This window comes from Planktothrix rubescens CCAP 1459/22 (genome assembly GCA_904830895.1).
Classification (GTDB): domain Bacteria; phylum Cyanobacteriota; class Cyanobacteriia; order Cyanobacteriales; family Microcoleaceae; genus Planktothrix; species Planktothrix agardhii.
In genome coordinates this window covers 2,657,718-2,680,151 of the sequence record LR882958.1, presented here as the reverse complement: position 1 = coordinate 2,680,151, position 22,434 = coordinate 2,657,718, and the positions used below count along the sequence as shown (strand labels likewise).

Genomic DNA, 22,434 nt, shown 5'->3' with positions numbered 1-22,434 from the left:
GTTGACCTAGAGGGATGCTTCCATCTGAGCAATATCCAAAGTTGTCCTCAACACCGAATCAGGATTTAAACTGATGGAATCTATTCCTAATTCCACTAAGAAACGAGCAAATTCAGGATAGTCACTCGGTGCTTGACCACAAATTCCAATTTTACGATTATATTCTTTAACCGTAGTAATTGCCATTTCAATCATCCGTTTTACTGCTTCATTCCGTTCGTCAAAAATATGGGCAACTAAAGCAGAATCTCGATCTAATCCTAACGTTAATTGGGTTAAATCATTCGATCCAATTGAGAACCCATCAAACACCTGACAAAATTCATCCGCCATCAAAACATTACTGGGTAATTCACACATCACATAAACTTGTAACCCCTCTTGACCGCGAACTAACCCGTGTTTTGCCATTTCTGCTAAGACTTTTTTCCCTTCCTCCGGTGTGCGACAAAAAGGAATCATCGGGATCACATTTGCTAATCCCATTTCATTCCTTACCCGTTTTAACGCTTGACATTCTAAGGCAAATGCTTCTTGATATTTCGGATCATAATATCGGGAAGCACCCCGCCAACCAATCATCGGATTTTCTTCGATAGGTTCAAATTGCCGACCCCCCAATAAATTCGCGTATTCATTACTCTTAAAATCGCTCATCCGCACGATAACAGGGTTGGGATAAAATGCCGCCGCAATCATACTAATTCCTTGGGCAAGTTTATCTACAAAGAAATCCGGTTTATGTTTATATTGTTCGGTTAATTCGGCGATTTGTTGTTTGACGGTTTGATCCTCTAATTGATCAAAATGAATTAACGCTAAGGGGTGAGTTTGGATATGATTGGCAATAATAAATTCTAACCGCGCTAACCCAACACCATCATTAGGAATAGCAGATAATTTAAACGCTTCTTCCGGGTTTCCCACATTCATCATAATTTTGGTATGGGTTTTGGGAAGATGGTCTAATACCGTTTCTTCCACCACAAAAGGAATTAAACCTTGATAGACTTTTCCTTCTTCTCCTTCCGCACAGGAAACCGTAATTTTATCTCCGGTATTTAAGATTTCCGTGGCATTAATTGATCCTACAATTGCCGGGATTCCTAACTCCCTGGCAATAATCGCCGCGTGACAAGTTCTACCCCCGGAGTTAGTAATAATTGCACTGGCTTTTTTCATAATTGGTTCCCAATCGGGGTCAGTGCGATGGGTAACTAATACATCCCCAGATTGGAACTGATCCATATTTTTAATATTAGTCATGATGCGGGCTTTTCCCTGTCCAATTTTATCCCCAACTGCCCGACCTGTAACTAATATGCGACCTTGACCTTGCAATTTATAATTCTCTAATACCCGACCTATTTTTTGAGATTGTACGGTTTCTGGGCGAGCTTGAACAATAAATAACTCTCCAGTTAAGCCATCTTTTGCCCACTCAATATCCATCGGCGAATAACATTGTCGGACTTGAGAATAGTGATCTTCAATCATCACTGTCCATTGGGCTAATTTTAGAATTTCATCTTCGGAGAGGGCATATTTTTTCTGTTCAGAAATCGGAACATTAATATTTTTGGTAGTTTGTCCCATTTCATAGACCATTTTAATCGCTTTTGTCCCTAAGCGTTTCTCTAAAATAGGTTTGAATCCTTCCCGCAAGGTGGGTTTAAAAACTAAATATTCATCGGGATTAACTGCACCTTGAACAACGGTTTCTCCTAACCCATAAGCTGCCGTAATTAAGGCAGCATTTTTAAACCCTGTTTCGGTATCAATGGAGAACATAACTCCCGATGTGGCTAAGTCGGAACGTACCATTTTTTGAATCCCGACGGAGAGGGCAATATTTAGATGATCAAACCCTTTTAAAGCCCGATAGGAAATAGCGCGATCGGTAAAAATAGAGGCAAAACATTGACGAGTTGCATCTAAGACAGCTTTACCTCCTTTTATATTTAAGTAGGTTTCTTGTTGTCCAGCAAAACTAGCATCCGGTAAGTCTTCGGCGGTGGCGGAGGAACGCACAGCAACATCAGTATTTTGACCGTAGCGATCGCTAAGTTTTTGATAGGCGGATAGAATTTCTGTTTCTAATTTTGGCGGAAATAGGGTATTTAAAATTAGCGATCGCGCCCGTTGACCACAATCACGCAGATTTTTCAGATCTTCGACATCTAATTTGGCAAATAATTGTCTGAGTTGTTGTTCTAAATTAGCATAGGTAATAAAATACCAATAGGCGTAAGCTGTAATTGCAAATCCTTGGGGAACATTAATTCCTTTGGGTTGTAATTGTTGAATCATTTCTCCCAAAGAAGCATTTTTTCCTCCGACTAACCCAATATCTTTAATTCCGACTTGATCAAACCACAGAATTAAGGCTTGTTCTTTAGATTGAGATAGGGGTTTAAATGGTAAAGTTTTTAACATGGTTTAAATCTCTCCAAACGCAACTGACTATCTAATACTTAGATAGGGTTTGTGTACTTTTGTTGCAAAATAAGTCCGTTGAAGGAAAAGGTTAGTTTTTTCTGTCTTTCGACGGAGTTAACATTTCCTTTACAATATAAAAATCCTTGATCCCCATAGTTTAAACGTCTAGTTCAATTTTGTTTAAGTTGGAGAGCAGGGGTAGCTGACTCAATTGTTGGCGTTTAATTGTTCCTACTTTTATCTTATTTCTTCTGTGGGAAATCGGTATCCCTCTTGCTAAAATAGTCTTAGTTACTTAAAGGAAAGAATAACGACCTATCGGCTTCTGAGAGATATTTTAAGAAACGTTAAGTTTTATTAGGAGGCGCGAATGAAAGTTAAGGAATGTTACAAAACCACGGAAATCTGGGAAAGCAACCAATGTCTGGACGCCATTTGTCCCATTGAGTTCATCCTAGAGTTAATCGGAACAAAATGGTCAATCTCCATCCTGCGGGAGTTATTTCAGGGACACCAACGCACCCATCAATTATTAGAATCGTTACCCGGAATTAGTACCAAAACCCTGACTGTCCGCTTGCGGGAGTTAGAAAAACATGGGTTAATCCTCCGCACAGTTTATGCTGAAATTCCTCCACGGGTAGAATATTGTCTAACCGATAAGGGAAGGGAACTTCAACCGATTTTAGTCGCCTTGAAACAGGTGGGAGAACACTGGTTAAAGGATAGTCACTGTATTTGTCCCCTAGAATTGGGGGTTTAGGGAATTACGAATTACGAATTACGAAAGCAAACTGTTCCCTATTTCCTCCCCCATCACTCAAAAACGTAAAATTCTGTAACAATTATTACAAATTTAACCTTTTCTTCGGGATCACAGGTTAGGCTACAGATATGAAGACAAATTCAACTATCTGATCTCAATAGGAGGTCTGCAAATGGTATCCTCTCCCGTCAGAATTAATCCCGCACCGACTCCAGCCTATATTTGTCCCTACGATCGCACCTGTAGCTATTTAGGACAAGCGGCGGTTGAATTGGATCTCGATGACAATGTGCTGGTGGTATTACAACAACCCCGCAAAGTTGTCACCGTCTCAATTCCGGTCAAACTTGATAACGGTAAAGTTGAGGTTTTAGCCGGACATCGTGTGCAGCATTGCGATGTACTTGGCCCCTATAAAGGAGGTTTACGGTATCATCCTTCGGTGAACTTGGGGGAACTCTCCGCCCTAGCGATGTTAATGACCTGGAAATGCGCTTTATTGGGAATTCCCTACGGGGGTGCTAAAGGTGGCATTGGCTTTGACCCCCACCAATATAGTATTAACGAGTTAGAAAGGATCACCCGTCGCTACGCGAGTGAACTGATTAAAGATATTGGGCCAGAAACCGATATTCCCGCCCCCGATGTGGGAACCGGAGGCCGGGAAATGGCCTGGATTATGGATACCTATTCGATGAATATGGGGCGGGCGGTGCTGGGAGTTGTAACCGGAAAACCCCTATCCATTGGTGGGTCGAAAGGACGGGAAATGGCAACCGGACGGGGCGTGATGATTGCCGTGCGGGAAGCCTTAGCCGAACAGGGTAAATCCCTCAAAGGTACAGCCATTGTGATTCAGGGTTTCGGAAAAGTCGGGGAGGCTGCGGCGCAACTGTTTTATGAAGCGGGAGCGAAGGTCTTAGCGGTTTCTAATGTCCATGGCGGGATCTATTCAGAAAATGGCTTAGATATTCCAGCCCTGCAAGTCTACGCGACTCAAAACAATCATGATATCACGGGATTTCCTGATAGTGAACCGATTGACAATGCCGAATTATTAACATTAGCTTGTGATGTGTTAATTCCGGCGGCAATGGAAGATCAAATTACCGAAGAAAATGCCGATCAAATCAAGGCTAAAATGATCGCTGAAGCTGCTAATGCCCCGATTACATTATTGGCTGATCAAATGTTAGAAGCTCGGGGAATTATGGTTTTACCCGATATTCTCGCTAATGCTGGAGGTGTGGTCGTCAGTTATTGGGAATGGGTACAGGGTCAATCCTTTGTATTCTGGGATGAAGAACGGGTTAACTCAGAAATGGAACATCTGATGGTACAGGCCTATGCTCGTGTAAGTGAACGAGCCAAACAACGGGGGGTTTCTATGCGATTAGCAGCCTATACTTTAGGGGTTGGTCGAGTGGCTCAAGCCTTAAAAGATCGGGGTTTGTATCCTTAATTAGTTTACGCTTTATCAGGACTTACACATGAGGCTCAAGAAACCGGGTTTCTCTTAAGGACAGTAGACTTTATTGATAAAAACGGAACAAGAAACCGGGTTTCTGCGTAAGTCCTGATTAAGATGAAATTCGAGATGTTGCTGAAAAGTTTGTGTTAGCCAACTGGTATGACCCGAAAGTGGCAATGCAATTTTTTAATAACTCTTGAACGTTTAACAAAGCAATGGATTCACTTGGCTGCTAGTTCATCACTGGAAACCCTTGCTTTCTCAGGTATGCCGTGCCAGGTATTGAGTTAGGAAAAAGCCGATGTTTGTGTAAAAAAAAGACTAAAAAATAAGCTTGACAAAAAGCCTGGAGTTCTTATATCCTAAAGGTTACAAGTCTCTGCGCGAGAGAAGAGGCACACTCAACCCCCGAATATCCCACCAAAAACATCTCACCTCCCAACTCTCATAACACGAAGCCAACGCCTTCTGAAGCGGGAGGTGGCCCACAGGGGCCGCTTCCAGATCAAAAGTTAGGTCTTCGTAGTACAACCACTCCCCTTTTACACGCCAACCGACGCGATCGCAAAACTTCTTCCATACCTCCTCATTATACTCTCTTGTGCCTCCCAGACTTTGGTAAATTTCCTTCTGAACACTGAAACCAAACTTACCGTTACTGTAGTGCAACCAAAGTTGGTTAATGGTGCGTAAATCTTCACAGGGAAAGTTATCAATATCTTCTGTTCGCAGCCATCCTTCTTCTTCCCTTCCCGCAGCAAGACACATCACTCTTGCCGTTTCCTCATCTGCTTCCTGCCACTTTCCTGCTGCTAAAAGATCACGCAGTTGAGAGTAGTCAACCCCCTTTTCACTTTTAAGTTCAATTTTTACGATTTGGGGAATATTTGGTGAGTTTAGCTGTTGCTTTTTTTGCTCCTGCTCTAAGAGTACAGCAGAAATTCTAGTTTTTAATCTTTGAATCTCTGTGTCGCATTCTTCAATCTGTTTCCTTAACTCAAACTTCTTTTCTGCACTAGCTGTATAGGACAATTCATACTCAAAATGAGCCAGCTTATCTTGCCAATTTTTAAGTGCTTCCTTTAACTTCTCCTCAGACATTTCTTATCTCCGCACTATTTTTTTTAGTGACTTCCAAGTTTTGTACATCATTGCCTCGGTATCCATCTCTAATTCATAAGATGCAATGAGTGGAATTAAGGGCAGTGCGACTTTTAACTTGGCAGATGCTGCTTTATCTCCTTCGTCTAACTTGGTGCGGATGTCTTCTAATAGTTCCATGAGTTTATCAGGATACTCAGTCTGCGGGATACGCTCAATAGCTTCAACAGCCTGCTCTACTCTCACCAACTGGGTTGCTGCTTCTTCATCAGAAATCAGAATTGCTTCTTGGGGGTAAAGCTCCCAATATTCGGCTTCATAGCGTCGGATACTGGGCGAAATCTCACGCTTAATTCGCTGTCTGAGTTCAAATTTTGTAGGAGCGTGTGCAGTGATAATCAACTCCTGCTCAAAGTCTCCCAATTTTTCATAAAGAATTTGCAGGTTTTTTTCTAAATCTTGTAACCGTTGGCGATCGCTCATTTTTTCAATTTTATCAATCATATATTCTGCTTTTTTAGTTTCTTCTTTAATTTCTTCTGGATCAGGAATACTAATTAATTTAATTTGCTTGCTGATTTCATTAATTTTAATTTTATACTCTTTAATAAGCATATATATATAATCTTTTTTACTAAAATCCCAATAGGAAGTCATTGATAATTCATACTCAAGATCATCAATTTTATTTTGCCAATTTCTAAGAGCTTGCTTTAACTTCTCCTCAGACATTTCCTATCTCCGCACTATCTTTTTAAGTGACTCCCAAGTTTTGTACATCATTGCCTCAGTATCCATCTCTAATTCATAAGATGCAAGGAGTGGAATTAAAGGCAGTGCGACTTTCAACTTGGCGGATGCTGCTTTATCTCCTTCGTCTAACTTAGTGCGGATTTCTTGTAATAGGCTCATGAGTTCTGGAGGATACTCAGTCTGCGGGATACGTTCAATGGCTTCAACTGCCTGCTCTACTCTCACTAACTGGGTTGCGGCTTCTTCCTCAGAAATCAGAATTGCTTCTTGGGGGTAAAGCTCCCAATATTCGGCTTCATAGCGTCGGATACTGGGCGAAATCTCACGCTTAATTCGCTGTCTGAGTTCAAATTTTGTAGGAGCGTGTGCAGTGATAATCAACTCCTGCTCAAACTCTCCCAATTTTTCATAGAGAATTTGCAGGTTTCTTTCTAAATCTTGTAACCGTTGCTGATCGCTCATTTTTTCTCTTAATTAAACTATTTCTTAACTAAATCTCTCAGTTGATTCATTTGCCGTTACAACTCAGCCATCCATTGCGTCAACGGCACGCTATCAACACAACCGATGTATTGGGCGATCGCATTAATCATAACATCAGTCTTCGTTGTGCCTGTCTCCTCAATATAGGAATTAAGCTTATCTAACAGACTAGGGGGAATGTCGAATTTAATCCTAGACTGAGTTTTCAATCTCCCATGTTATTTTATAAACCATGAAGGTTAAAAATCAACGACAATCATGGCCTTAAAGTTTATCTCCATCCCCCCTGAAACTGGCAAACCCCCTCAAGGGTTAATTGTACTAATGCACGGTTGGGGAGCAAATGCTGAGGATCTCACCTCCCTGGCTCCGATGTTGCGTTTGAGCGACTATCAATTTGTCTTTCCTCAAGCCCCTTTTCCCCATCCTCAAGCCCCGATGGGACGGGCTTGGTACGCCTTGGAAACCCCTGAATATGAAGGATTAGCCGAAACCCAACAGCAGGTCAGGGAATGGCTAGAATCCTTAGAAGCGAGTACCGGAGTTCCCCTGTCCCGAACTATTTTAGGGGGATTTTCCCAAGGGGGGGCAATGGCCTTGGATATGGGACGTTATTTTCCTTTAGCGGGTCTAATTATTTTAAGTGGTTATTTGCATTTTTCCCCCGAACCTTTAGACCATGATTTACCCCCGGTATTAATTGTTCATGGAAAACAAGATCCAATTGTGCCAATAGAAGCCGCCCAGCAAGCCAGGACTGCTTTTGAACAGTTGGGGGCAAAAGTTCAGTACCAAGAATTTAATATGGGTCATGAAATTCGACCCGAGGTTTTAGGATTAATAAAAAGTTTTGTTATGGATTTGATGCCACAATCAACCTAATAGCCTTAGTATAGAGGTGGGGTTATCCATTAATGGTAACTTCGCCTAGTCGTGCTCAAAGCAAATGCAATTCACGGGAGGTTTAACTCATGACAACCTTGACTCGATCCTCACCGAATATTCCCACTCTAACGGCCGATGATGTGGCTGAACTTGCTGCTCGTCTGGAAGGAGATGATTATGATAATGCCTTTGAAGGACTCAATGATTGGCATTTGTTACGCGCGATCGCATTTCAACGTCCAGAGCTAGTGGAACCCTATGTTTACTTGCTCGACCTTGAAGCCTATGATGAAGCCTAACTCTTTGATCGTTTTTAGGTTACAACTGGATTAACGAATAGAAATGATTTTGCCTTCCACCTTAAACAAGCATATTCTAATTGGAATTAGTGGGGGCATTGCAGCTTATAAAGTCTGTGAAATTGTTTCAACTTTAGCGAAAGCTGGGGCTGATGTGCGGGCGATTTTGACCGACTCAGCCCAAGAATTTATTACTCCTTTAACCTTTGCGACTCTCTCCCGTCATCGGGCCTATACGGATCAAGAATTCTGGCAACCAACTCACGGCCGTCCCTTACATATTCAGTTAGGGGAATGGGCGGATATTTTTTTGATTGCACCCCTCACCGCTAATACCTTAGCTAAATTAGCTACAGGATTATCGGATAATTTACTCACCAATACGGTTTTAGCCTCTAGTTGTCCGGTGTTACTCGCTCCAGCTATGAATCGAGAAATGTGGAAACAGGTTTCGGTACAACGCAATTGGCAACTTCTGTTAACTGATTCTCGATTTCATGGTATTACTCCCACTACCGGAATTCTCGCCTGTGATCTTCCCGCCACAAACCCAGGCAATTTCTCCACGCCAGGAGCCGGAAGAATGGCTGAACCCAAACAAATATTAGCTCATATTAATTCTTTATTAAATACCAAAGGCAAGCGAGATTTAATTGGAAAAAGAATATTAATTAGTGCGAGTGGAACCCGGGAACATCTTGATCCGGTGCGGTTTATTGGCAACCCGTCAACGGGTAAAATGGGACTGGCTTTAGTACAAGCAGCAATTCACCGAGGAGCCTCAGTCACCTTGGTTCATGGCCCCATGAGTACGGAATTACTGGGAAATTTGCCAGAAGTAGAGTTAGTCTCTGTCACCAGTAGTGAGGAAATGTATCAGGAAATGATCGCCAGATTTCCCCAAGCAGATATAACAGTGATGGCAGCGGCCGTGGGAGATGTGAAACCTGCTATTTATAGTCAGGATAAATTACCCAAAGCTCTTTTACCCAAGGAACTACGATTAGAACCTATTATTGATATTGTAGCAGAACTGGGAAAAATGAAACAACCTCACCAAAAATTAGTCGGATTTGCGGCACAAACCGGGGAAATTTTAACACCTGCTCAAGATAAATTACAGCGAAAAAATTTAGATGCTATTGTCGCAAATCCGATTGATTTAGCTAATGCTGGATTTAGTAGTGAAACCAATCAAGGGATATTATTAAGTCGTCAGGGACAGAAATTAGAAGTTGGGGTTTGTAGCAAGTTACAATTAGCCCATCAGTTATTTGATTTTATCTAATTAACTAATAACTAATAACTAATAACTATAGCAATCCTAAATCCGTGATCCTCTTTACTTCCGTTTTTGCGGTTTAGTTTGAACACTAATCGGGCCATTAACAATAGTTTGGCAAGCCAATCTATAGCTATCGGGTTTTTTCTTCAGAATCCGGGCTTCAGCCTCTGTGCGGGGAGGAAGATTATCAATACCTTCGACAATTTCCACAATACAAGTCCCACACTGACCATAACCGCCACAGTTCATCATTTTGCCCGTGAAAGTATATAAATCAATCTGGTTTTCTAGGGCCTTAATTCTTAAATTTGCCCCGTCCGCGGCAATGATTTCCTTGTTTTCACTCACGAATCTGATATTACCCATTTTGATGTCCTATTTTCCTAAAATCTTAACTGGTAGAGTTTTGAGCAATTGTCAACTAAAGAGGATAATCCGACAGAATATTCCCCGGAAGGTTACTAACAGCCCGTTGCAAGGCAGACAAAGCACGGTTATAACCAATAATGGCATTGAGGAGTCGGTTTTGAGCGCGGGTTAAGTCCGTTTCTTGGTTAATCACTTCTAACTGAGTTCCCACCCCGGCTTGAAACCGTAAACGCGCTAAACGTAACGCTTCCGTTGCTTCCTCAACCCCCAAACTAGAGGTTTGAATATTATCAAAGTTAGCTTGGAGGTCATAGTAAGCCCGTTCCGCATCCAAACGAATTTGATTCAGTAATTGATTAAAGCGCTCATCCGCGATACCAATATCTAACTCACGCTGTCGGGCTTGAGCTTTAGCCGCACCCCCATCAAAGAAATTCCAAGATAACTGAACTTGAGCATCATAGCCATCGGCCCAGCCCCGCACAGCCCGGTAATCAGGGTTATCATTGATTCTTCCCAAAACGTTGTAAGTCGCCCCCACGGTAACATTTGGACGAGTGGCGGCTAGGGCAGCCCGGCGTAATTGTTGAGCGCGATCGCGTTCAGCTAACTGTTCTTCCAACTCCGCCCGATTTTGATAGGCTTGAACAATCGTTTCTTCCAAGGTTAAATCCCAAGCTCCCGCCAAAGCAATCGGGTCAGCCGCCAATAAATTCGTATTTTCATCAATATTCAGAAGCGCGGCCAGTTCTCGCCGACTTTGAAATTGATTGCGCTGAGAATTAGTCAGATCCTGTTGGTTATTGGCGAGGGTGACACGAGCTTGCAACACTTCAAAACGGGTTCCCACCCCAGCCCGTTCCAAAGCTTCGGCATCCTCTAAACTCTTTTGAGAGTTTCGCACAGCAGCCGCTTGAATTTCCACTGCCGCATCTGCTTCTTGCAAATTGTAATAGGAACGAGCCACATTAAATCGGATTTCTTCTAAGGCCGTTTCTAACCTTAACTCCAGAATCCGTAACTGTTCTTCTGATGCTTTAATTCTGGCCCCTCTCAATCCATTAATTCCCAGGTCGTACTGCAATTGAAAGGAATTATCAAAGGAATAGGTTCCATAGCGGGTCTGAAATTCCCTATCATTCGCCCCGGGAACGTTATTGAACCTATTCACTCGTAGGGTACGGTTGGCTGCACGAACCTGTAAGTCCTCCGCAGCAGACACATTGCGAGAAAAACCGGAACGAAAGACCAAACTCGGATATAAATCTGCTTGGGTTTCCCTGACCGCCGCCAAGCTTTGTTCAACTTGCAGTTGGGCAATACTGGCATTTTCATTATTCCGAATCCCTAAATCAATCGCTTGTTGAAGGGTGACAGGAACCGTTTCCTCAATATTTACCTGTTCCGGTAAGGTGGGGCGATACAAGGGATCACTACTCGGGAGCAGAATCCGGGGAGGATTGGTTTGTAAGGTTCCATTGGGAGTCGGAGGGGGAAAGGGAGTCGTGGGAGGGGTCAGGTCAGGAACCGTTAAAGCGGGTCTACTGACTTGAGCCAGTTGAGTGGGTTGAGATTGCTGAACTCGATTCACAGAATCGGTTAGGGTTGCAGCTTGGGTAGAGGGATTGGGTAATGCAACCTCAATCTCTTGGAGACTATTGTTTTGCGAGGATAGTCTATTGTTCCCTAGGGGATGGGGCAAGTTAAAAACGGGGTTGACCCTAGTTGTTGGTGTTGGGGGAGTCTCTGCGGTTGTTGGGTTAGAAACAGCCGGGGTCATCCTCGGTGTTGCTTCAACACCAGTGGATGCCGTTGTCATGGGTGCAGGCTGTTGGGCGGTTTTTGTAGGATTTTGTTTAAAAACTGGCGTGGGTAATTTCGATGGTATCGAAGACTCAGTAACGGATTCCTTTGTCATTAATAGATTATCAATGATCCGACGGCCAGGACTAGAAGCCCTAGACTGAGATTTTGTAGGATTTTGTTTAAAGGTTGAAGTTAGGATTTCTGCGGGTAAAGACGTTTCTGCTTGCTCAGGAGCCGGATACTGAGATTTGGTTGAATTTTGTTGAAAATCCTGCGGTTGAGTTGTATTCGAGTCAGGCAATTTATCCTGAGATGCAATGGGGGAAGGAACTGCTGTTCCTGGCCCCACATTGATTAAGGTGATTGCTCCACTCACTCCCACAGCCATCAAATTACGAAGAACGGACATAAGGCTTCTTTTCTTGTCTACAAGTCCAGAAACAATTTTAGACTAAGGAAGCAATATTCCTAAGTTTTTTGATGTTAGATATCTGATGGGATCGCTCAAACCCAACCGGGTCAAGCCTTGCTCTAGCAGGCAATATGTTCTGCTTCTAAATCTAATAAACGCAGCAGATGAAGATCGCCCCGGGCCACTGCTGCTTGACGTCTACGGTCGAGTAAACGGCATAAATGATCGGCATGAACTTTTGCCAGATTCTCGTCCAGTGGCTTCTCAGATGCGGCTAAATGGAGTAAGGCTCCTCCACGGGTTTCCGCCACTTGGCTTTTGTTGGAGGCAATGGCTTTGACTTCGTGCAGAGGATGAGGATGTTGTGGCTCCGTACTTCCGTAGGAAATACCCCGATATTTCAGGGGGTGCGGGGTTTGAGGCACGGGAACATGGCGAGGATAGTGAAGGTGGACGCTTTGACCCCGATATTTGCCTGTTAATTCGCTTTCTACCAGATCAACTGGCGAAAAAGAGGTTTCGTACTGATGACCACGATAGGTTAGTTTCATCTGCTGTTTCTCCTGAGCTTAGTTTTAAAGGGACTGTCTTTGAGACAAATTGTAAATGAATTTTAAATGATCTTTTTATTTCTGTATTCATTGTTACACTTTTTCGGGTTATATCCATAAACTTAACAATTATTTAAGAATGATCTCTCAATTTGCGTTGGGGGAGAGGGTTGATTCTGGTTTAGATCCATGGCTATAAAACTTTTGTTAAGAAAATTATTAAGAAATGTAAAGAGTGTTAATATTGTCTTATACTGAAGTCTTAATCTAACCATCCATGCTAAGTTCCAACTTGCCCGAAGAGTCAGAGCTTCTCAAATCGATCTTAGAACCGCTACTAGAGGATTTTGAATACTGGTTTGAGCGATCGCGCCATCTTTTAGAAACGGAGGAGATGTCCTTTTTGACTCAGCCTCAACAATCTGACCTGTTGAACCGAATTATCCAAGCCCAACAGAAGGTGATAGCGACCAAAACCATGTTTTATGCCACGGGGGGACAAGTTGGAATAGAAATGACCGTATTAATGCCTTGGCATAAACTATTGACAGAATGTTGGCAAGTGGCGACTCGCTTTCGGGTAGAACAGGCTAATCATGTCAAAAATTGAGATGGGAGGCTGAACTCCCCAAAAATTAATCAACTTTTTAAGTAGAAAGGTTCAATCTGTTGATAGAATATATCAAAATCCAGGTAAATGAGAGTTTCAATGACCCACCCCGGATCAAGCTCTAAAATAAAATACCCTTTCTATTAGAAAACGGCTTTAGATTAACCAAATAAACCCTAGCATTAAGGAGATAAAAATGTTACATTTAGTTTACGTCTTAGCTTTTACAATTTTGGCTTTTCTCGCGGTTCGGAATTTAATTCAAAGTCTTTTGACAGTGAGTATGGAATCCCATAAACTTCATGACCCTCGAAACTATGGCGGGTTAAATAATTCAGGACAGACGCGAAAAACCCTACATCCAGAACTACTCGATGAAACGGGAAATTTAATTAATGAACCTTTGTTAGTGATGCGCTCTTTGTCCGTTCAAGATGCGCGAAATCAATTAGATAATTTATATAAATCTTCTCCCGGTTATGGGGATGATATTCATGACGATGAATAAAAAACATTAATCATTAAGAATTCAATATGATATTCCCGGGGACTTAGCCCCAGTCCCCCATACTCCAATTTTCTGATAGACTAAGCTCAAATATTGATCGTTAACTGTGATTTTCAGTTAAATTAGAAATTATGGGGAACGAATTCCCCATCGGACTAATCCCCGCCAATGAATTTGGGGGCTGGCGTCCTCGGATTTTCGGTCAACAGCTTGCGGTTATATAGCAATCTTAAATGATTTGCGATCAGAATATAGAACCCCACCCTAGCCCTCCCCTTACTAAGGGGAGGGTTGGGAGGGGTCGAGATAGATGGAAATATTACAACTGATTTAGGATTGCTATATATATGTTGTTAAATAAAAAAGATACATCGATATTGACCTTAACGTTATTGTTATCAATAGCGACGAGTCCCATCGCCTGGGCGACTTCTCGATGGAACTCTAACTCTAGCGTCAATTCTTCCGCGCTTTCAGAGTCGTCCTTGTTGTCTCCCCCACAGGTTAGGAATATTAATATTGTTCCCCCAGTAGGAGAGTTGAAACCCAAACCGGGATCAGATTCTGGGTTAGGGTTGAGTTCTCAACAACAGATTCTATTGAGCCAGATTGATTCGGGTTCACCCCAAACTAACGCGAACAATGATAGCCTAGTGGGGCAATCTTCCCAAATACAGCCGACGGCAGTTCCCGCAACGGAAGGAGAAATCCCGATTTGGTTATGGTGGTTACTCCCTGTGATCCCGTTTTTGGGTTTATGGGTTAATTTACAATTGAAAGCTCAACGTTCTAAGTCCCCAGTCAAAAAACAAGAAGACCCTATTTCTGTTCCCTTATCTACAAAACCCGATGTCACCGGGGAGCAACCTCAGAAAAATTCTACTAAACTGGACTTTAATAGTTTGACAGAACCTCTGAAAACACCATTTTCTCCTAATAGTAATTACCCGTTTATAGAACCTTTAAAAACACCATTTTCTCCAGCAGTTACTACTGTTTCTCTCCCTCGTACTATTATTCAAAAACGGCATCAGACGGAAACGTTTCAACTAGAAAATAATCTACAAACCCAAGGATCATCTATTAGTTTAATAGAATCGGAGAGGGATAATTTAGATTCTGCGATCGCCATTCCCCCGCATGAATTAATCCTATTTGAAAATCAGGTTAAAATCCCACCGGAAGGAGAATTTTTCATCTCCGCAAACTCTCCTAAGCCGGAATTTTATCCTGTTAAAAATGGGGGAATTGAAGAAGTTTCAGAAGTAGTATTAATCAATGAAATTGACCCGGATGAAGATGAAACTGTAATTGCAGAATTTTTGACAACAAAAACACAAATTGAGAATATACCAGTTTCAGAAATAGTAGAATCTGAGCCTGAGATTCAGAATAAATCTGTTATTTTGGAATCGGATATTATAGAAATAGAACCAACAGTTGCTACGGTTAATGATCAATTAACGGAACCGGAAATACCAGTTTCAGAAATAGTAGAATCTGAGCTTGAAATTCAGAATAAATCTGTTATTTTGGAATCAGATATTATAGAAATAGGATCAACAGTTGCTACGGTTTATGATCAATTAACGGAACCGGAAATACCAGTTTCAGAAATAGTAGAATCTGAGCTTGAAATTCAGAATAAATCTGTTATTTTGGAATCGGATATTATAGAAATAGAATCAACAGTTGCTAAAGTTGATGATCAATTAACGGAACCGGAAATACCAGTTTCAGAAATAGTAGAATCTGAGCTTGAAATTCAGAATAAATCTGTTATTTTGGAATCGGATATTATAGAAATAGAATCAACAGTTGCTAAAGTTGATGATCAATTAACGGAACCGGAAATACCAGTTTCAGAAATAGTAGAATCTGAGCTTGAAATTCAGAATAAATCTGTTATTTTGGAATCTGATATTATAGAAATAGAATCAACAGTTGCTACGGTTGATGCTCAATTAACGGAACCGGAAATACCAGTTTCAGAAATAGTAGAATCTGAGCTTGAAATTCAGAATAAATCTGTTATTTTGGAATCTGATATTATAGAAATAGAATCAACAGTTGCTACGGTTGATGCTCAATTAACGGAACCGGAAATACCAGTTTTAGAAATAGTAGAATCTGAGCTTGAAATTCAGAATAAATCTGTTATTTTGGAATCGGATATTATAGAAATAGAACCAACAGTTGCTACGGTTAATGATCAATTAACGGAACCGGAAATACCAGTTTCAGAAATAGTAGAATCTGAGCCTGAGATTCAGAATAAATCTGTTATTTTGGAATCGGATATTATAGAAATAGAATCAACACTTGCTAAAGTTGATTATCAATTAACGGAACCGGAAATACCAGTTTTAGAAATAGTAGAATCTGAGCCTGAAATTCAGAATAAATATGTTATTTTGGAATCAGATATTATAGAAATACAATCAACAGTTGCTAAGGTTGATCATCAGTTAATAGCAGTAGAATCTGCCCCCCCCAACCCCCCGTCTACGGGGGGATATGAAGAAATAGAATTAGGAGTATCTCATCAAGATGTTCGTTCAGAAACAGGCGTAGCGGCTACTAAATTTAATGTAGGAAAGGAAATAAAATTTGAGCCATCCCTGGCGGATGTAGACCAGGAACTTCCACCATTACCCAATGGATATGGTCAAAGTCAGATTTTCCTGTTACCCCGTGACCCAAATTGGGCCTATGCGTATTGGGATATTCCCAACGAACATAAGGAACATCTACGTCACCAAGGAGGAAAACACCTTCTCCTGCGGGTTTATGATGTGACTGCAATTGATCTTGATACCCAGCCGCCATTGTCGGTGCAGGAATATGAGTGTGATGAGATGGCTAGAGAATGGCATATTTCTATTCCCATGAGTGATCGGGATTATATCGCAGAATTGGGTTATTTAACCGTAGATGGACGTTGGTTAATCTTAGTCAGATCAAATCATATTCATATCCCTCCTGTTTATCCCACAGACTGGGAAAATTACCAATTTATTAATATTCCTTGGGATGAAGACTTGAGAGGAAAAACCTTTTTCAGACTCTAACAAATTCTACAAGATTAATTTTAGAGATTAAACAGGCTGTTAGTGAAAACTGACAGCCTATCTAATTTATACTAAATCTTCAATCATCACATCAAATGTTCGTGTTAATTTTTTTTGCATCTTTTATAATTGATATCAAAAATTTAAACCCATCCAAATTTAAAGGACAATTTAACATGATCTCACCACAATTATTAGAAATAGAAAAATCAATCAATAATTTATCCTTAGTTGAAAAACTATGGTTGTTAGAAAATATTGCTCGAAAAATACGAGAAGGAGATTCCGAGATTAATCAAAAAGAATCTATTCAAGAAATTACCCTGGAGGATAAACTAAATCAGATGAAAGAATTTTTAGCTACTCCTTGGGAGGGAAAAGAGGAGTTTTTAGAAATTATGACCGAAGTTGATATGGAGTTGAGTTATATTTGACTATAAAAATACCCAAGTGTCTATGCCTAAGAATCCCCCACCTCAATTATCCTCTGAACCAGAAAAATATCTTCACCTAAAACTAACGGGTTCCATCTGGCTGCAAAATAAGAAATACCCTTATTTATTTGAACCCAATGGCACTTGCGAGATATTAAACCATCATCGTTCGGGTGATTACACCATCTCAACCGATGGTCGCTCCGTTTTACTGACTTGGACAAACCCGGCTTTCACTGAAGAATTATTTGTCCTAGCGGATGGGAGTTTTTTCTTGGGTGGGAGTGTGTTGATTCCCAGTAATAAATCACGGAATCATGACTTTCCTTGCTATCCCTTACCTCAGCCCGATCTAAATAACCATCAGTTTGAGATCGATACGGGTAAAATGCCTAATTATGGAAATATCACCCTAGATGGTCGGCAGGTAAGGTTCATTCATACTGGTTATGGTGGAAATCTGTTATCTGACGAACTGCGTGAGTTTGATTCCGAAGAAGCGGCCGAAGAATACTACCATTCCACCATTCGCGGTGAAGACCCTTACTATACACCAGGTCATATCAATGAACCCATTTACCTAGAATTTTCCGATGACAAGTCCCACAAATTCTATGAAGTCACGGTGAGTGGATTAACGGTCACGTTCCGCTATGGGCGTATTGGTACGACGGGACAAACCGACAACAGCACCTATGGCAGTCCCAGAAAAGCCGTAACTGCTGCCTATAAGAAAATCAATGAAAAGTTGAAAAAAGGCTATGTGCTATTGCCTAAAGGGAAGCCAAGCCCATCCCAATCTTCTGGAGCACCTTTACCTACCCAAATAGTAAATGATTCTCCTAACTCTAATCTCAATATTACCCAATTTGTTCGTCCCGCCTGGAAGCCGATTGTGATTGAAGGGGATGGCGATCGCCTAGCTTCCAAGTTTTCCGGTCGTCCCTGGCTGGGAATAGATGAAACCTGGCCCCCTTGCCCCTGTTGCGCCGAGCCCCTGCAACTATTCTTGCAACTGAATTTGAGTCAATTGCCAGAACCTGTCCGTGAGGAGTTTGGTACAGGTCTATTGCAAATGTTCCACTGTATGTCTGATAAATGTGGGTTCGAGGTAGAAGAAGGAACAATTTATTATGGTAGAGTTCCATTCCTAATTAAAAACGTTAGAATTCGTGTAGTACAACCAGTGGGTATGGGCTCAACTCCACCACTACCGCAAATTGATGGAGAAGATTATGGAACTTATTTACCAGCCAAGACCATCACCGAATGGCTAGAAATTGAAGACTATCCCGACCCTGATGATCTGGTGGCGCTGGTAAGCGGCTGGGAGCGGTTGCAGGAAAATGACTTGTGGGACGGGGTGATGGAGCGTTTGGGTCTGGATGATTTGGATAACTACGATGAGCTATACCCGACGGATGAGAGCGATAAGCTGGGGGGCTACCCGCGCTGGGTTCAGGGTATGGAGTGTCCAGGCTGTCCCGTTTGTCAGGCTCCAATGCGGCAAGTGTTTCAACTAGCTTCGGAGCAAAACCTTAACTATGCGTTTGGTGATCTGGGAATTGCCCATATTCTGCAATGCAAAACCCATAAAGATCAGTTTGCGTTTGTTTGGGCTTGTGGCTAGGGAAGATAGCAGAAGGAAGCATCTACTAAGTTGATCAGATGTCATACCTACTCTATGATATTGACTCTCTAAATCGAGGTGTTATTTATTGCCTTTAACATTCAGGAATTGTATGCTCCAAACCCCAAAATTATTGACCAATATCCTACTGGGAATCATCACTTTAGTGATTATTGTCAGTTGTAGTCAGTTGAATCAAGAACAATTGACAACCTCCGATTCCCAGAGTCAATTTAAAGTAGCTAGTATATTACCGGGTTCCATAAAAAAAGATGATAGTTGGAGTCAAGCCAGTTATGAAGGATTAAAATTAATTGAAAAACAATATAATGCTGAAATTAATTATACTGAAAACGTGCCAGATACTGACGTTGAAGCCTCAATTCGTCGCTATGCCCAACAGGGATATAATTTAATTATCGGTCATAGTGGTGGTTATATTGAGGCAATGGAAAAGGTGGCTAAAGATTTTCCAGACATCAAATTTGCTTTGGTTACAAGCTATTCTGGAAATAATAAAAATTTAGGAGCGGTTGCTTTTCGTTCCGGGGAAGTAGGTTATCTAGCCGGAGCATTAGCCGCAATCAAAACCAAAACTAATAAAGTCGGTTACATGGTGGGATATGATTACTCAGTTTATCAAGAAGAAGCAGAATTATTTAGGCGGGGTGCAACCGCAACCAAGCCCGATATTGAAGTCTATACTAAATTTTTACAAACTTGGACAGATGCAGAAAAAGGTAATAAAGTTGCCCTAGATTGGTTGGAAAAAGGAGTAGATATTATGGCAATTAACGCAAACGAAGCTGGAATTTCAGCTTTAAAATTAGCCAGTGAAAAACCAGAGGTTTATGGGATTGGTTGGACGAAAGATCAATATAACTTAGTCCCGGGCAAAATTTTAACCAGTGTTCTACAGAATATTCCTGAATTAGTCTTAAAAATTGCCACTTTAGTTCAGCAAGGACGCTGGGAAGGCAAACAATATAAATATGGTTTGCGGGAACAAATTTATGATTTTGCCCCCTTTAGAGGCACGTTAACAGCCGAAGAGGAAGCCAAATTTAATCAGATCAAACAACAAGTTATAACCGGAAAAATTGATATTACCCCTTCTGGGTCAACAACAGATTACAATAAATCAAAATAAATCAAAATAGATCAGTATAGATTTAGTTCACTATCATTAGAAAAATCATGAGCCAAGCGGAGAAACATCATTTTTTATCTATGCTTGGGGGTTCTTTTTCCTTTACAACCCCCCGTTTTTTTTCCCTAGCCAAACAACTTCGTAGTAGTTTACTCATTGTTGGATTGATTAGTGTTTTAAGCAGTGGGGGATTATTAATCTATCTGAGTTATCAATCTCAGATGAAGCAATTACAATCTCTACAAAGAGAGCGATCGCAAGTTATAGCCTATCAAATTAATAACTATTTAGATGATCTTCAACGAAAATTAAATTTTTTAGCCCGGGTTAAAGGCTTAACTGATTTACCCCCAGATATTCAAAAAAACTTGCTAGAAGGATTAGTTCGTCATAATGATGCTTATCATTTAGTTGCTATCTTAAATTCTGAAGGAAATGTGATAACATCGTTAGAGTCGATTAGAGGGTTGCCCCCCTAACCTCTCCTTCAGAACCGTGCATGAGACTTTCACCTCACACGGCTCCTTGATAACTCCACCTTTGTTATAGGTACGATTCAAAACGGTTGATTGTCATAATTCTCAACTGTTTTAGTTAAAGAACCATCACTAGCCGTCTTTGTGTCATGACAATGTTTGTGTAAAAGTTGAAGGTTATCATAGGTGTCTTTTCCACCTAACGATGTTGGTTTAATATGGTCAACTTCTACAATGTCTGTACTTGTGAAATACAAACCACAGTGAGGACAAATACCTTTTTGTTTCTTAATAAGTGTTGCCACTCTTTTAGGAGTCTCAGGATATTCGCCTCGACGTTTACTCCAGTAAATCCAGTCTCCATTGAACGGACTAGCTTCACCCTTAATCTTTGTATGCCTAATGATTGGCGTACTGCTATGGGTGAATAATTTCAATCCATCTTCTGTACTGAAACACCAATTTCTGTCATCTACTGTTCTCCAGTATTTGTCTTTATTGATGTTCCCTTTTCCCCTTCTTCTTGCCCAGGCTCTCAGCTTGTCGTAGGTTTGATGGTCAACCTTTGAGAAGGTTTCTTTACTAACCACTGTTGAGTAATAATTTGACCAACCCCTAATAATTGGATTCAGCTTGCTAATTAGAGCAGCTTGTGGGGCGGTTTTATGGGAATCTATTACATCAGCTATCTTGACAAGATGAGTTTTGATTTTGGCTTTTGAGGGTTTGATTAATGTATTAAAACCTAGCGGTATTCCATTCGTTTTATTAGCACCTCTGTAGTTTCCTACTTTGTACTGTTGTATGTGGAATCCTAGGAACTCAAACCCAACATTTCCATCAATTTCTTTGAAGGTGTGGGTCAATTTTGTTTTACTTGGTTTTAATTCCAGTCCCATGTCACTTAACCAATCAGCAATTATCTCTTGACACTTTTTGACTACGTTTAGATCCTCATGGATTATCACGAAGTCATCAGCGTAACGGATTAGACTAAGGGCTACTCTATTTGCCGTTTTTGCCCCTTTTAGAGTTTCGGCGTATTGCTTAACTCTTTCTTCCATACCATGTAAGGCAATATTCGCAAGTAAGGGTGAAATGACCCCGCCTTGTGGTGTACCATCATTAGTAGGAAAAAGTTCTTTTCCGTCCATGTACCCTGCTTTGAGCCATGTCTTTAGTTGACGGCTTAATGTAGGGTATGTGTGTATTTTGGAGATTAACGCTTTGTGGTCTATGCGGTCAAAGCATTTTGAGATATCAGCATCCAGTACATATTTGTCTTTTTGCTTAATACTGCTAAATATTGCTTCGATTGCATCGTGGCAGGAACGTCCTGGTCTGAAACCATAACTGTTTGGCTCAAATTTAGCCTCCCATTCTGGTTCTAACGCTAGTTTTACTAACGCTTGCAATGCACGGTCGTTTATTGTGGGTATCCCTAATGGACGGGTTTCGGTTGTACCAGGTTTGGGAATATTAACTCTACGAGTTGGTTTTACCTTATTGGTTAACTTTAATCGTCCTACAAGGCTCATACGTTGTTTTGGGTTCAGAGATTTAACTCCATCCACTCCAGCCGTATTTTTGCCTTGGTTATCTTGTGTTACCCGACGAACCGCAATACATTTGGCACTCCAGGAATTAATCAGGGTTTTTTGAAGTTTACGAACTGCTTTAACATCGCCTCGTTCACTCGCTCGAAATATGCGCTTTTGCAACTTGAAAGTTACCTTTTCTAACTTTCGCCAGTTAAGGTCTTTCCATTCCACCGTCTGATTTTTATTCAGCGTTTTAGACATATACATTGCTACTTGTTCTATTTCTTTGGAATTACCGAGTATCTGTCAGCATATCCTTGTCATTACAACAAGGCATTCGCTTTTGATACCATCCCTTCCCCATACATCATTCGTTAGCTACTTACTGGATTTC

The 22,434-nt window shown here is 41.2% G+C and carries 20 protein-coding genes; 12 read left to right on the top strand and 8 right to left on the bottom strand.

The window, feature by feature from the left end; genetic code table 11:
* Window positions 1-6 precede the first annotated feature (6 nt).
* Entirely contained in the window at window positions 7-2,436 is a 2,430-nt protein-coding gene (gene ppsA / locus NMG86_RS12555) for a phosphoenolpyruvate synthase (protein ID WP_026786675.1), read from the bottom strand.
* 373 nt (window positions 2,437-2,809) lie between these two features.
* Here ppsA and NMG86_RS12550 point away from each other — a divergent pair, with 373 nt between their 5' ends.
* Both NMG86_RS12550 and NMG86_RS12545 read left to right on the top strand, forming a co-directional pair.
* Window positions 2,810-3,202, top strand: a complete 393-nt coding sequence (locus NMG86_RS12550; RefSeq protein WP_026786676.1) for a winged helix-turn-helix transcriptional regulator — start codon at window positions 2,810-2,812, stop codon at window positions 3,200-3,202.
* 175 nt (window positions 3,203-3,377) lie between these two features.
* On the top strand, window positions 3,378-4,667 hold the full coding sequence (locus tag NMG86_RS12545; RefSeq protein ID WP_026797773.1) for a Glu/Leu/Phe/Val family dehydrogenase: 1,290 nt from the start codon (window positions 3,378-3,380) through the stop codon (window positions 4,665-4,667).
* Window positions 4,668-5,045: 378 nt separating this feature from the next.
* On the opposite strand, the gene NMG86_RS12540 is transcribed toward NMG86_RS12545, so the two are convergent.
* Genes NMG86_RS12540 through NMG86_RS12530 form a run of 3 tightly spaced genes read right to left on the bottom strand, consistent with a single transcriptional unit; the run spans window position 5,046 to window position 6,992 of the window.
* Window positions 5,046-5,777, bottom strand: coding sequence for a GUN4 domain-containing protein (locus NMG86_RS12540; RefSeq protein WP_141296215.1), 732 nt, complete (start codon window positions 5,775-5,777; stop codon window positions 5,046-5,048).
* A 3-nt stretch (window positions 5,778-5,780) separates the two neighbouring features.
* A complete protein-coding gene (locus NMG86_RS12535; RefSeq protein ID WP_237157284.1) occupies window positions 5,781-6,509 on the bottom strand; it encodes a hypothetical protein in 729 nt (242 codons plus the stop codon).
* Window positions 6,510-6,512: 3 nt separating this feature from the next.
* Window positions 6,513-6,992, bottom strand: coding sequence for a hypothetical protein (locus NMG86_RS12530; protein ID WP_026797771.1), 480 nt, complete (start codon window positions 6,990-6,992; stop codon window positions 6,513-6,515).
* 279 nt (window positions 6,993-7,271) lie between these two features.
* On the opposite strand from NMG86_RS12530, the gene NMG86_RS12525 reads away from it, so the two are divergent.
* The 3 genes from NMG86_RS12525 (at window position 7,272) to coaBC (ending at window position 9,485) form a co-directional block, all read left to right on the top strand.
* Window positions 7,272-7,895: an alpha/beta hydrolase gene (locus NMG86_RS12525; RefSeq protein ID WP_026797770.1), complete on the top strand. Its 624-nt coding sequence runs from the start codon at window positions 7,272-7,274 to the stop codon at window positions 7,893-7,895.
* Window positions 7,896-7,984: 89 nt separating this feature from the next.
* Window positions 7,985-8,197, top strand: a complete 213-nt coding sequence (gene isiD / locus NMG86_RS12520) for a protein IsiD (RefSeq protein ID WP_026786681.1) — start codon at window positions 7,985-7,987, stop codon at window positions 8,195-8,197.
* A 43-nt stretch (window positions 8,198-8,240) separates the two neighbouring features.
* Window positions 8,241-9,485 (top strand): bifunctional phosphopantothenoylcysteine decarboxylase/phosphopantothenate--cysteine ligase CoaBC, encoded by a 1,245-nt coding sequence (gene coaBC / locus NMG86_RS12515; RefSeq protein ID WP_026797769.1) that lies wholly within the window; start codon window positions 8,241-8,243, stop codon window positions 9,483-9,485.
* Between the two features lie 54 nt (window positions 9,486-9,539).
* Here the strand turns inward: coaBC and NMG86_RS12510 are convergent, their stop codons facing one another.
* The 3 genes from NMG86_RS12510 to NMG86_RS12500 all read right to left on the bottom strand — a co-directional run bounded on the left by NMG86_RS12510 (window position 9,540) and on the right by NMG86_RS12500 (window position 12,620).
* On the bottom strand, window positions 9,540-9,848 hold the full coding sequence (locus NMG86_RS12510; protein ID WP_026797768.1) for a 2Fe-2S iron-sulfur cluster-binding protein: 309 nt from the start codon (window positions 9,846-9,848) through the stop codon (window positions 9,540-9,542).
* A gap of 55 nt (window positions 9,849-9,903) precedes the next feature.
* Window positions 9,904-12,066, bottom strand: a complete 2,163-nt coding sequence (locus NMG86_RS12505; RefSeq protein ID WP_026786684.1) for a TolC family protein — start codon at window positions 12,064-12,066, stop codon at window positions 9,904-9,906.
* Window positions 12,067-12,188: 122 nt separating this feature from the next.
* Window positions 12,189-12,620, bottom strand: a complete 432-nt coding sequence (locus NMG86_RS12500) for a DUF4278 domain-containing protein (protein ID WP_026797767.1) — start codon at window positions 12,618-12,620, stop codon at window positions 12,189-12,191.
* 277 nt (window positions 12,621-12,897) lie between these two features.
* Here NMG86_RS12500 and NMG86_RS12495 point away from each other — a divergent pair, with 277 nt between their 5' ends.
* The 7 genes from NMG86_RS12495 to NMG86_RS12465 all read left to right on the top strand — a co-directional run bounded on the left by NMG86_RS12495 (window position 12,898) and on the right by NMG86_RS12465 (window position 20,502).
* Window positions 12,898-13,230 (top strand): DUF2605 domain-containing protein, encoded by a 333-nt coding sequence (locus tag NMG86_RS12495; protein WP_026786686.1) that lies wholly within the window; start codon window positions 12,898-12,900, stop codon window positions 13,228-13,230.
* Window positions 13,231-13,426: 196 nt separating this feature from the next.
* Window positions 13,427-13,738 carry a DUF2973 domain-containing protein gene (locus NMG86_RS12490; RefSeq protein WP_026786687.1) on the top strand — a complete coding sequence of 104 codons (312 nt, stop codon included), beginning with the start codon at window positions 13,427-13,429 and terminating at the stop codon, window positions 13,736-13,738.
* 347 nt (window positions 13,739-14,085) lie between these two features.
* On the top strand, window positions 14,086-16,809 hold the full coding sequence (locus NMG86_RS12485) for a DUF4912 domain-containing protein (RefSeq protein WP_499103706.1): 2,724 nt from the start codon (window positions 14,086-14,088) through the stop codon (window positions 16,807-16,809).
* Between the two features lie 176 nt (window positions 16,810-16,985).
* Window positions 16,986-17,243, top strand: a complete 258-nt coding sequence (locus NMG86_RS12480) for a hypothetical protein (RefSeq protein WP_043937028.1) — start codon at window positions 16,986-16,988, stop codon at window positions 17,241-17,243.
* Window positions 17,244-17,265: 22 nt separating this feature from the next.
* Complete coding sequence (locus NMG86_RS12475; RefSeq protein ID WP_052338708.1) at window positions 17,266-18,873, top strand: WGR domain-containing protein; 1,608 nt, start codon at window positions 17,266-17,268, stop codon at window positions 18,871-18,873.
* A gap of 112 nt (window positions 18,874-18,985) precedes the next feature.
* On the top strand, window positions 18,986-20,023 hold the full coding sequence (locus tag NMG86_RS12470) for a BMP family protein (RefSeq protein ID WP_043938658.1): 1,038 nt from the start codon (window positions 18,986-18,988) through the stop codon (window positions 20,021-20,023).
* Window positions 20,024-20,070: 47 nt separating this feature from the next.
* On the top strand, window positions 20,071-20,502 hold the full coding sequence (locus NMG86_RS12465; RefSeq protein ID WP_144018152.1) for a cache domain-containing protein: 432 nt from the start codon (window positions 20,071-20,073) through the stop codon (window positions 20,500-20,502).
* Between the two features lie 77 nt (window positions 20,503-20,579).
* Here the strand turns inward: NMG86_RS12465 and ltrA are convergent, their stop codons facing one another.
* Window positions 20,580-22,307, bottom strand: coding sequence for a group II intron reverse transcriptase/maturase (gene ltrA, locus NMG86_RS12460; RefSeq protein WP_026796660.1), 1,728 nt, complete (start codon window positions 22,305-22,307; stop codon window positions 20,580-20,582).
* Between the last annotated feature and the right edge of the window lie 127 nt (window positions 22,308-22,434).